This is a genomic window from Pseudonocardia sp. D17 (genome assembly GCF_036984265.1).
In the GTDB taxonomy this organism is placed as follows: Bacteria; Actinomycetota; Actinomycetes; order Mycobacteriales; family Pseudonocardiaceae; genus Pseudonocardia; species Pseudonocardia benzenivorans.
This window is the reverse complement of sequence record NZ_BPRG01000036.1, coordinates 69,570-80,862: the sequence shown is the minus strand read 5'-3', so window position 1 is coordinate 80,862 and position 11,293 is coordinate 69,570. Positions and strand designations below refer to the sequence as shown.

The following is an 11,293-nucleotide window of genomic DNA, read 5'->3' as shown; positions in this document are numbered from 1 at the left end:
TCAGTCCTGCACGTGGTCGGCGAACTCCTGCTCGACCTTCTCCGCGGATCTCGTGTGCCACCACCCGAGCAGCAGCAGGAACGGGTACACCAGCACGCCGAGCAGCAACCACGGCAGCCGCAGCCCGAGTACGTCGATCCGACCGATCTCGGGGAACAGCGCGAAGAGCGCGGGCAGCGACCCGAGCGTCAGCACCGCGACCGCGGCGACCCGCAGCGCCAGCCCGAGCTGGGTGCCGATGAGGTTGGAGCGCAACAGGTCGCCGACCGACGTCAGATCCTGGACGTCGACGACGGTCCGCACCGAGCGCGGGTTCTGCCTGCGCTCGGAGAGCACCACCCGGACCCGCCCGGACGCGGCGTCGACCTGGCCGGTGGTCGGGTAGGGCGCCGTGATCTCGACGGCCGAGGTGCCGTCGGGCAGCACCGGCGGGAGCGCGGCGGAGGACCCGGTCCCGGGCGTCTGCTCGTCGCGGTCGACGTCGTCGTCCGCGGGCGGCGCATCCGCCGACCACAGGACGCGCGAGCCCACGCCGTCGTCGAGGTCGTCCTCGTCGTCGTAGTCGTCGTAGTCCTGGTGCGGGTCGGCAGCGGAGTGCGGGTCGGCGGCGGGCCGGGGCTGGTGCGAGGTCGCCGCCCGGAGGTCGTCCCACTCCTCGGTGACGACGTCGTCAGGTGCCGGTGGCGCGAGCGGTGCCTCGACAGCCGGGGCAGCGGGACCTGCCGCAGCAGCAGGACCAGCCGGCACAGCAGGACCCGCCGGAGCAGGGGGACCGGGCGGAACCGCGGGAGCGGACGGGCCGGCGGGCCCGGACCGGGCCGGGCCGCCCGGGGCGACGGGGGGTGCGCCCACGCGGGGGTGTTCGGCCGTCTGCTCGTCGGGACGCACCCGCGCGGGCGCCCGGCGGACGAGCCCGCGGACCGGCTCGGCGCCGGGCGGGAGCAGCGACGACAGCTCGTCGCCCGCCGGTGGCACCGGGCGCGGCGGCGCCCCGGCGTGCCGTGACGCGGGAGCGGGCGGCGGCCAGGGCGTGGGCTCGGGGACGATCGGTGCGGGCGGCGGGCGCAACCCGCCCGCGGCGTAGGGGTCGGGCTGCCAGACCTGCGTCCGGTCGCGCGGCGCCGGGCGGGCCGGCGCCCGCCTGCCGTCGCGCCCGGGTTCGGTGACGTCGTGCGCCGGGAGCTCGTGGGCCGGGCCGTCAGGCGCGGGGGGTTCCTGCGCCGGATGTCCGTGGGGCGGATGTCCGTGCGCCGGGGGGCCGACCGCCTCGGCGCCCTGACCCGGGCCGGCCGGGCGGGCGATGTGCCGGTCGGCGGCGGGCCGGTCGGCATCGGGCCGGAGGAGTCCGCGCGCCGGCGACTCGACGTCCTCGACGGCGTCGTCGGCGTCGACCCCACGCTCGCGGCGGGCGTGCCGCCCGCCCGACGACGCCGGACTGGCCCGCATCCGCCGCTGGATCTCGGCCTGGACCCAGGCCGGACCGGAGTCCTCGACGCCGGGGGGCTGCCGCGGCATCGCCACGGGACCGCCCTCCGCGTCGTCCCCGGGCTGCGGGGAGCCCGACGACGCCGACGGCGGAGCACCGTCGGCGTAGGTGGTCACCGCACGGCCCCGCTGGTGCTCGGGATCAACGCTGGCTCCACGCCTGCTTCGTGGCGCGGACCAGGCGGTCCTTCAGCTCGCGGGTGTGCCGGCGGCTGACGGGCAGCTCCGCGGTGTCCGGGCCCGACCCGACGCGCACGACGTAGCCCGATCCCGACAACCGCAGCTCCGTGACCAGCGGCAGCGCGACGAGGAACGAGCGGTGGATGCGGACGAACCCGGCGTCGCGCCAGCGGTCCTCGAGCACCGAGAGCGGGATGCGGACGAGGTGGCTGCCCTCGTTGGTGTGCAGCCGCGCGTAGTCGCCCTGGGCCTCGACGTAGCGCACCGCCGACCGCGGCACCAGCTTCGTGGTGCCGGCCAGCTCGACGGGGATGACCTCGTCCTCCCCGCTGTCCTGCTGGACCGGTTCGACGGGGCCCGCGGCGCGGCTGGCCAGGATGCGGTCGAGCGAGGCGGAGAGGCGCTCCGAGCGCAGCGGCTTGAGCAGGTAGTCGACGGCGCCGACCTCGTAGGCGTCGACCGCGCGGTCGTCGTGCGCCGTCACGAACACGACCGAGGGCGGGGTGGCCATCGACGAGAACACCCGGGCCAGCTCGAGGCCGTCGAGGCCGGGCATCCGGATGTCGAGGAAGACGACCTCGACGTCGGTGCGCTCGGCCACGCGGGTGCCGGTGGCCGGGTGTGTGACGCCCCGGCCCGGGACGGGGGCGACCTCGCGGGCGCCCTGCCGGTTGTTCAGGATGCGAAGAGCCTCTGTGGCGTCCGACGCCTTGAGCACCGTTCCGACGCGACTGTCCTCGTTGAGCAGGAATGCCAGTTCTTCGAGAGCGGGTTCCTCGTCGTCCACAGCGAGAACGACCAGACCTCCGGAACTGTCGTTGCTGTCCACGATCTCCTCATCCTGCGTGTCCGGCGCTCCCGGCAGGGTGACGCCCGCACGATCACGCGGCCACCCCCGCCGACTATGGTGACGGCGAATCGACCGGAGTGCCAGGGGGCCCTCCCGATCGGTATCCCTGTCTCTGGATACCGATCGGATCCGATCGACCACACCGAGTCATAAACCGTACCGCGCCCAGAGTGCGCGTACCTCCGCCGCCTCGGCGATCCCCAGCAAAGAGTTCACAGGTGAGAACGTCGCCGCGGCTGCCGGGGCGCCGATCCCGAGCCGCGCGAGCAGCGGCCTGCGGGACTCCACGGGCACGATCTCGGCATCCGGGAAGCGGTCCGCGAGGACCGAGCGGGGGGTGCCCAGCCCGTCGATCAGACCGGTCTCGACGGCACGTGCGCCCGTCCACACCTCGCCGGTGAACGGGTCACGCTCCGTGTTCAAACGGTCACCGCGGCGCTCCGTCACCCACATCGTGAACATCTCGTGCAGCTGGTCCTGGAGCCCGCGCAGCCACTCGACGTCCTCGGGCTTCTCGGGCAGGAACGGGTCGAGCCGCGACTTGGCCCGGCCGGCCGTGTAGAGCCGGCGCTCGACGCCGAACCGCTCGATCAGTCCCTGCAGACCGAAGCCCGCGCTGATCACCCCGATGGACCCCACGATCGACGTCGCGTGGGCGTAGATCTCGTCTCCGGCGCAGGCCAGCCAGTATCCGCCGGACGCGGCGACGTCCTCGCAGAACGCCAGCACCGGGACCTCCTTCTCCTCGGCGAGGCCGCAGATCCGGTCGGCGATGAGCGCCGACTGGGTCGGCGCACCGCCCGGGGAGTTGATCTGGAGCGCGACGGCGACGAGGCCGTCGGCGGAGAACGCGCGCTCCAGGACCTTCTCCACGGAGGCCGCGTTGAGCACCGCGCGCGGCACCGGCCCGGACGACGGGGTGATGACTCCGTGCAACCGGACGAGGGAGACGACGCCCTTGTCCGACCGGTCCCCCAGGCGTCCCGGAAGCCGCGACGCAAGCTTGTCGGGGATGCGCAACGTGTCCATGCGGCCACGGTACGCGGATCGGGACGTCCACCAAGTGGGACGAGTCCGAGCCCGCCCGAACGGGCCCGGGAGCCGCTACGCGCGGATACCCACCCGGAACTTCGGCACCCTCAGAGTGATCTTCATGCCCGCCCCGATGTTGGTGTCGACCACGAGACCGAAGTCGTCGCCGAAGGCCGACCGCATCCGGTCGTCGACGTTGCCGAGCCCGACGTGCGCGCCGGACAGGTGGGCGTCGTCGAGATCCTCGGTGAGCCGCGACGGGTCCATGCCCACGCCGTCGTCCTCGACGATGATGACGCACTCCGCGCCGGCGTTCTCGGCGGTGATGGTGATCGTGCCGCCCTGCGGCTTGCCCGAGAGCCCGTGCCGGACGGCGTTCTCCACCAACGGCTGCAGCGCCAGGAACGGCAGGACGACGTTGAGCACCTCGGGCGCGATCTGCAGCTTGATGTTGAGCCGGTTGCCGAAGCGCGCCTTCTCCAGCGCGATGTAGCGCTCGATGTTGGTCAGCTCGTCGGAGAGCGTCGTGTACTCGCCCGCCGTCCGGAACGAGTAGCGGGTGAAGTCGGCGAACTCGATCAGCAGCTCGCGGGCGCGGACGGGGTCGGTCCGGATGAACGAGGCGATCGTCGTGAGCGCGTTGTAGACGAAGTGCGGCGAGATCTGGGCGCGCAGGGCGCGGACCTCGGCGCGGGCCAGGCGCTGGCGCAACTCGTCGAGCTCGGCGAGCTCGAGCTGGCTCGACACGTAGCGCGCGACCTCGGCGGTGGCCCGCAGCAGGACCGGACCGGCCGTCGACGTCGTCAGCGCCGCGAGGGTGCCGACGATCGCGCCGTCGGTCTCCAGCGGGACGACGACGATGCCCCGCACCTCGCAGCTCGGGTGGTCGCAGGAGATGGAGGTGTGCGAGGCGACCTGCTGCCGTCCGGTGGAGATGACCTGGTCGGCCAGCTCGACGACGTCGGGCTCGTGCTGGTCGGCGTCGCCGTCCCAGGCCAGCGTGTCGCCCTTGGCGTCGGTCATCGTGAGCGCACAGGTGTCGAGCAGGGTGCGCAGGTAGGGCAGCGCGAAGTTCGCGGAGTTCGCCGAGAGCCCCTCGCGCAGGGCGGGCGCCGCCAGCGCGACCGTGTGCAGCGTCGCGAACGTCGCGCGCTCCAGCGGGGTGGCGAAGGTGTTGCGGCGGGCCCGGCGCAGCTGCAGGAACAGCACCACCAGCACCACGAGCACGACGGCACCGACGAGGACGAGCAGCGCTGTCGGCGAGCTCAGCAGCTCTCCCACGACGGCCCCCTCACCTCACCAGCCTGGACAGGCGCCGGTCGGCGAGTGGTTTGCCACCGGTCTGGCAGCCGGGACAGTACTGGAACGATCTCTCGGCGAAGGACACCTCCCTGACGGTGTCCCCGCACACCGGGCACGGCAGCCCGGTGCGGGCGTGCACCCGCAGCCCGGACCGCTTCTCCCCCTTGAGCTCCGCCGCGCCCTGGCCGACGGACCGCTCGACGGCGTCGGTGAGCACGGTCCGCATCGCCTCGTACAGCGCGTCGAGCTGCTCGGGCCTGAGGCGTCCCGACACGGCGTAGGGCGAGAGCCGGGCGGTGTGCAGGATCTCGTCGCTGTAGGCGTTGCCGATGCCCGCGATCGTCTTCTGGTCGACGATCAGCGTCTTGATCCGCTCGGTGTGTCCCGCGAGCAGCTCGGCCAGCTCGTCGCGGCTCAGCGTCAGCGCGTCGGGCCCCAGCTTGGCGATGCCCGGGACCTCCTGCGGGTCGTGCACGAGGTAGACGGCCAGCCGCTTCTGCGTCCCGGCCTCGGTGAGGTCGAACCCCGGTCCGCCGACGGTGTCGAGGTGGACCCGCAGCGCGAGCGGGCCGCGGCCGGGCTTCGGCGGGGTGGCCGACGCCGTCGCGTGCCAGCGCAGCCAGCCCGCCCGGGACAGGTGGGTGATCAGCGCGAGCTCGTCGCCGGGCCGGTCGTGGAACTCGACGGAGAGGAACTTCCCGTACCGGCTCGCCCCCGTCACGACGCGCCCGACCAGCGCCGACGCGGGCGGCTCGAACGTCTTGAGGACGCTCATGCTGGCGACGTCCACCCGCGCGACCGGGCGGTAGACCGCGTGGTCGCGCAGGTGCTGGGCGAGGGCCTCGACCTCGGGGAGCTCGGGCACTAGTTCACCGGCTGCAACGGGCTGTCGGCGTGACCGGGCGTCGCCCGGGTACGCAGGCTGCGGGCGACGACGCGCATCTCCTCCTTCGCCCGCGACCGTCCGCGGACCATCCCGGACCAGTGCTCGGCGGGCAGTCCGGCCTCGTAGCTGCCCTCGGTCTCGGCGACGATCGTCCACGGCCGGCGCAGGTACCAGCGGAACGGGAAGAACAGGATGGCCAGCGCCGCGACGAACCAGAGGTAGAAGGGCACGACGACCAGCGAGGGCTTCCAGACGACGAGGATGACCCAGAACAGGACCAGCGCCGAGAGGATCATGATGGCGGCGCCACGGCCGCCGTCGACGTCGTGCTCGAACTCGTCGCCGACCGCGGGCGTCGACCACTCGATGTTGCACCGCACCGACCAGCTGCGCCCGTCGGCTCCGGCGACCGTCTTCGCTGCCATCGTCCCCGCCGCTCCCGAAGTCGTACCCGGCGTCCACTATCCCACGCGACGGCACTCCGGGGTGATCATCGGCACCGGCCGGGGCGGCTCAGCGGGCCGCGCCCGCGCAGGGCGACGCGACCGACGAGCGGTCGGGCGCGCCGGGCGCCAGGATCTGCGTGACGACCAGCCGCGCCGGCCCGGTTCCGTCGTTGCGCAGCAGGTGCGGCTCGGCGTCCGGGACGAACAGGGCCTGGCCCTGGCGGTAGCGCGTCGCGGTGCAGTCGTCGGCGGTCTGGACGGTGACCTCGCCGGTGTCGACGATCGTCGTCTCGGTGCCGGGGTGGCGGTGCCAGCCGGTGGTCTCGCCCGGCGCGAGCTCGACGGTGCGCACGGACACCTCGGCCGGCCCGAGCGTCGAGAGCTGGATGCGTGTCGGGAGGGTGCCGCGGCCGACGTCGCCGGTCGCGGCCGCGGCGGCCGGGGGTGGCGCGGTCTGTGTCGCGACGACGGGCGCGGCCGCGGGCGGCGGGTCGGCCGGGGCGTCGTGCCCGAGCTGTCCCGGCTGGGCACAGCCCGCCGCGGTCAGGACGACTCCGGCCAGGACGACGAGGGTGGCGACCGTTCTCGCCGTGCGGCCGAAGCTCGTCAACACGTACCTCCCGGGCCGGTCACGCGCGCGGATCACCGTGCGACGCAGAGTAGTGCCCAGCCGCACCCGGACCGGGAACAGGGGCCCGCACACCGGTCGACCAGGGCAGTTCCCGGACGTGGTGGATCTCTCACCGCAGGGGCCACCGTCCCGGGTGAAACCGACTTGCCGACCGGCAGGTAAGAGGCGCATGGTTGAGCCCAGCAACTTCTTGCGTGATACAAGCAAAGTAATGGTAAAGACGGGAGCGGCCATGACGAGCGCAGCGATCTCATCCGCGGAGCCGTCGTCGAACGCACCCGCAGGGCCGGACGCCGACGACCTCGCCGTGGCCGACGCGCTCGCCCACGAGGTGAGCAGGCTGCTCCGGCTCGTCCAGCGGACGTCGCGCTACAGCGGCCCCGCCGACCTCGACCGCGCCACGTTCCACGTGCTCGTCCAGCTCGCCACGGGCGTCGGACCGCAGCGCTCCGGCGACATCGCCGAGGCCCTGTGCACCGATCCGTCGACCGTCAGCCGTCGGGTCGCGGCGCTGGTCAAGCAGGGTCTCATCGAGCGGCGCGCCGACCCGGACGACGGTCGCGCAAGCCTGCTGGCCGTCACCGACGCCGGCCACGCCGCACTGGAACAGAGCCGGCTGCACAAGGCCCGGCTCGTCGCCGGCGCGCTCGCGGGCTGGCCCATCGAGAAGCGGCGCGCGCTCGTCGCGCTCCTCGCCGACTTCTCCACCGACTACCAGCAGCACGAACTGTCGACGGGCCCCGTCCGCCGGCACGGAGGGGGAAACTGATGTCCACCGAGGCCGTCGCACCGCAGCAGAGCGCTGCCGGCGCGCCCGCCCCGTCGGAGCGAAGCTCCGGCGAGCTCAGCCACAGACAGATCCTCACGATCCTGGTCGGTCTGGCGCTGGGCATGTTCCTCGCCGCGCTCGACCAGACCGTCGTGTCCACGGCAATCCGCACGATCGCCGACGACCTCGGCGGTCTCAGCCAGCAGGCGTGGGCGACCACGGCGTTCCTGATCACCGGCACCATCACCACGCCGCTCTACGGCAAGCTCTCCGACCAGTTCGGTCGCAAGCCGCTGTTCCTGACGGCGATCTCGATCTTCCTCGTCGGCTCGGTGCTGTGCACCTTCTCGACGTCGATGTACGAGCTCGCGGCCTTCCGCGCCGTCCAGGGGCTCGGCGCAGGTGGTCTGTTCACCCTCGCGCTGACGATCCTCGGCGACATCGTGCCGCCCCGCGAGCGTGCCCGCTACCAGGGCTACATCCTCGCGGTGTTCGGGACCTCGAGCGTCATCGGCCCGGTCATCGGCGGCGTTCTGTCGGGCCAGGCGACCATCGCCGGCATCGACGGCTGGCGCTGGATCTTCCTGGTCAACGTGCCGATCGGCGCCGTGGCGCTGGTCGTCGTCGCCAAGGTGCTCAACCTGCCGCACACCAAGCGCAGCAGGCGCATCGACTGGCCCGGCGCGGTCACGCTCGCGATCTTCCTCGTGCCGCTGCTGATCATCGCCGAGCAGGGCCGCGAGTGGGGCTGGGGCTCCACCAGCGCGATCGTCTGCTACATCGTCGGCGCGGTCGGCTTCGTGCTCTTCATGCTCGCCGAGCGCTTCTACGGCGACGACGCGCTGCTGCCGCTGCGGCTGTTCCGCAACGGCGTCTTCTCCCTGACGGGCGTCGCCGGCTTCGTGATCGGCATGGGGATGTTCGGCGGCATCGTCCTGCTGCCGCAGTTCCTGCAGATCGTGCACGGCGCCAGCCCGACCGAGTCCGGCTTCCTCATGTTGCCGCTCGTCGGCGGGATCATGGTCGGGTCGATCCTGTCCGGCCAGATCACCTCCCGGACCGGGCACTACAAGATCTTCCCGATCATCGGCACCGCGCTCATGGTCGGCGCGATGCTGCTGCTGCATTTCCGGGTCACCGTCGACATCCCGCTGTGGGAGCTCGACCTCTACATGGCGATGCTGGGTCTCGGGCTCGGCGGCTGCATGCAGACCCTCGTGCTCGCGGTGCAGAACGCCGTCCCGGCCCGGGACATGGGCGTCGCCACCGCGTCGTCGACGTTCTTCCGCCAGCTCGGTGGCACGCTCGGCGTCGCGGTGTTCCTGTCGATCCTGTTCTCGACGGTGACCGACAAGATCAGCGACGCCTTCCGGACCGCGCAGACCGACCCGACGTTCGTCGCCGCGGTCGGCGACCCGGCCGTCCGGGCCGACCCCGTCAACGCGCCGTTCTTCGCCGCGCTCAACGGGGGCGCCGACACGTCCGGCGTGCTGAACGACTCCTCGTTCCTGCAGAAGATCGACCCGCGGCTGGCCCGGCCGTTCCTCGAGGGCTTCTCCAACTCGATGACGCTGACCTTCCTCGTCGTCGCGTGCGTCCTCGTGATCGCGTTCGTGCTGGTCCTGTTCATCAAGGAGCTCCCGCTGCGGACCATGTCCGGCGCCCAGGCGCGGGCCATGGAGGAGGCCGCAGGCGAGGGCGCGTCGGTCGGCGCCGTCACCCCGACGGCGCTGGAGGCCGATGCCGAGGCCGCTCCCGTCCCCAGCGCGAACGGGAACGGGAACGGGCACGGCAACGGGCACGGGGTCGCCGCGGGCACGGTGGCGGCCGCCGTCGCCGCAGCCGCGGCGAAGGGCAGCAACGGCCAGGGCAGCAGGCACGCCCTGCGGGCCGCCGACGGCCAGGTGACCGTCCCGGCGGACGGGCAGCGCGCCGACACCGCGCCGATCCCGGTCGTCGCGGACCAGGCGCCGACCCCGCCGTCCGACGGCCCTGCCATCGAGGGCGTCGTCCGGCGTGCCGACGGTGCGGGACTGCCCGGCGCCGTCGTCACGGTGACCGAGCCGACCGGCAGGCAGGCCGCGCGCACCACGTCCGACCAGCAGGGCGAGTACCGCATCGGGGTCCCGACCGGAGGCACCTACCTGGTCGTCGCCGCGTCCGGCGCGTTCCAGCCGCACGCCGCGATGGTCGCGGTCGCCGACCGGGCGGTCCGCCACGACGTCACCCTCGCGGGTGCCGGCGGGCTGCGCGGCACGGTCCGGGTGACCGACGCGCAGGGCCAGGTCCGTCCGGCCTCTGGCGTCGCGGTGACCCTGATCGACGTGCAGGGCAACGTCTCCGCCGCCACCGTGTCCGACGAGCTCGGCCGGTACGTGCTCGCCGGCGTCCCCGACGGCCAGTACACGCTGACCGCCGCCGGGGCGGGCTACCAGCCCGTGGCGACGAGCGTCGTGCTGCCGGGGGGCTCGGAGGTCGTGCAGGACGTCGAGCTGCCGCGGCGGGCGCGCCTGCTCGGCACGGTCGTCGCCGGTTCGACCGGCCGCGGCGTCCCCGAGGCGCTCGCCACGCTGATCGACCCGAGCGGCAACGTCGTCGGGTCCACCGTGACCGACGCCGACGGCGCGTTCGCGTTCGACGACCTCGCCGAGGGCACCTACACGATCACCGCGAGCGGCTACGCGCCCACCGCGGCGGTCGTGCAGGTGACGGCGGGCGGTGCGAGCACCACCGAGATCGCGTTCCCGCCGCCGGTCGTCGCGGGCTCCGCCCCGGCGACGCCCCCGGCACCGCAGGTCCAGCGCTCCGCCTCGAACGGCACCACGCCGGCCGACCTGCCGTCGGTGCCGGAGGAGCCGGGCTCGCCGACGGCCGGGCAGCTGCGGTGACGACCGCGATCACCGGGACCCTCACCACTCCCGACGGCTGGCCCGTCGGCGGCGGGATGCTCACCGTCGTCGACGGGGCCGGGATCCAGCGCGGCCGGGCCGCGGCCCGCGAGGACGGCGGCTTCGTCCTCGACGGGCTCGACCTGGGCACCTACACGGTGATCATCGCGGCGCCGGGCCACGAGCCCGCGGCGCGGACGGTCACCGTGAGCGGTGCCGCGCCGACCGCGCTGGGCATCGTCGAGCTGCCGCGGGTCGGGGGGCGGGTCCTGCCCGCCCCCGGCACCTGGCAGATCGATCCCGTGCACTCCAGCATCCGAGCGACGGCCATGCACCTGGGCATGACCAACGTGCACGGCAGGCTGCGCCGCTTCGAGGGGCGCATCCAGGTCGCCGATCCGCTGGAGAACAGCTCCGTCGAGGTCGTCATCGACGCGAACGGGGTGGACTCCGACGACGACACGCGGGACACGCACCTGCGCAGCCCCGACTTCCTCGACGTCGAGAACCACCCGGAGATCCACTTCAAGAGCGACGGGCTGACCCGCCACGACGCCGCCCACTGGCGGGTCGATGGGGTGCTGACGCTCAAGGGCGTCAGCGCCGCCGTGCCGCTCGAGGTGACCTACCACGGCAGCGGCCCCGACCTCTGGGGCGGGACGCGCGCGGGCTTCTCGGCGACGACCGAAATCTCCCGCGACGACTTCGCGATCAGCTGGAACCAGTCGGTGCTCGCCGGGGTGCTCGCCATCGGCCGCACCCTGCGCATCGACATCGACATCCAGGCGTTCCGGACCTGACGCTCCGCCCGACACGAACGACCC

General features: G+C 73.3%; 10 protein-coding genes. 3 read left to right on the top strand and 7 right to left on the bottom strand.

The features are described 5' to 3' along the window. From PSD17_RS05955 to PSD17_RS05925, 7 genes are all read right to left on the bottom strand, one after another. Entirely contained in the window at positions 1-1,602 is a 1,602-nt protein-coding gene (locus PSD17_RS05955) for a hypothetical protein (RefSeq protein WP_339122043.1), read from the bottom strand. Positions 1,603-1,627: 25 nt separating this feature from the next. Then, positions 1,628-2,494, bottom strand: coding sequence for a LytR/AlgR family response regulator transcription factor (locus tag PSD17_RS05950; protein WP_013672370.1), 867 nt, complete (start codon positions 2,492-2,494; stop codon positions 1,628-1,630). A gap of 168 nt (positions 2,495-2,662) precedes the next feature. After that, positions 2,663-3,535, bottom strand: a complete 873-nt coding sequence (locus PSD17_RS05945) for a S49 family peptidase (RefSeq protein WP_339122115.1) — start codon at positions 3,533-3,535, stop codon at positions 2,663-2,665. An 84-nt stretch (positions 3,536-3,619) separates the two neighbouring features. Then, positions 3,620-4,828, bottom strand: a complete 1,209-nt coding sequence (locus PSD17_RS05940; protein ID WP_339122041.1) for a sensor histidine kinase — start codon at positions 4,826-4,828, stop codon at positions 3,620-3,622. 10 nt (positions 4,829-4,838) lie between these two features. Then, complete coding sequence (locus tag PSD17_RS05935) at positions 4,839-5,714, bottom strand: Fpg/Nei family DNA glycosylase (protein ID WP_339122039.1); 876 nt, start codon at positions 5,712-5,714, stop codon at positions 4,839-4,841. Then, positions 5,714-6,160: a hypothetical protein gene (locus tag PSD17_RS05930; protein ID WP_013672366.1), complete on the bottom strand. Its 447-nt coding sequence runs from the start codon at positions 6,158-6,160 to the stop codon at positions 5,714-5,716. Before PSD17_RS05930 ends, PSD17_RS05935 begins: the two co-directional genes overlap by 1 nt. A gap of 88 nt (positions 6,161-6,248) precedes the next feature. Next, positions 6,249-6,794, bottom strand: coding sequence for a cupin domain-containing protein (locus PSD17_RS05925; RefSeq protein WP_049803269.1), 546 nt, complete (start codon positions 6,792-6,794; stop codon positions 6,249-6,251). A gap of 250 nt (positions 6,795-7,044) precedes the next feature. On the opposite strand from PSD17_RS05925, the gene PSD17_RS05920 reads away from it, so the two are divergent. The 3 genes from PSD17_RS05920 to PSD17_RS05910 are packed head-to-tail and all read left to right on the top strand — an operon-like array spanning position 7,045 to position 11,269. Then, complete coding sequence (locus PSD17_RS05920) at positions 7,045-7,581, top strand: MarR family winged helix-turn-helix transcriptional regulator (RefSeq protein WP_013672364.1); 537 nt, start codon at positions 7,045-7,047, stop codon at positions 7,579-7,581. Next, a complete protein-coding gene (locus tag PSD17_RS05915; RefSeq protein WP_339122036.1) occupies positions 7,581-10,469 on the top strand; it encodes an MFS transporter in 2,889 nt (962 codons plus the stop codon). Before PSD17_RS05920 ends, PSD17_RS05915 begins: the two co-directional genes overlap by 1 nt. Further along, positions 10,466-11,269, top strand: a complete 804-nt coding sequence (locus PSD17_RS05910) for a YceI family protein (protein ID WP_339122034.1) — start codon at positions 10,466-10,468, stop codon at positions 11,267-11,269. The genes PSD17_RS05915 and PSD17_RS05910 overlap by 4 nt, the downstream gene beginning before the upstream one ends. Positions 11,270-11,293 lie beyond the last annotated feature (24 nt).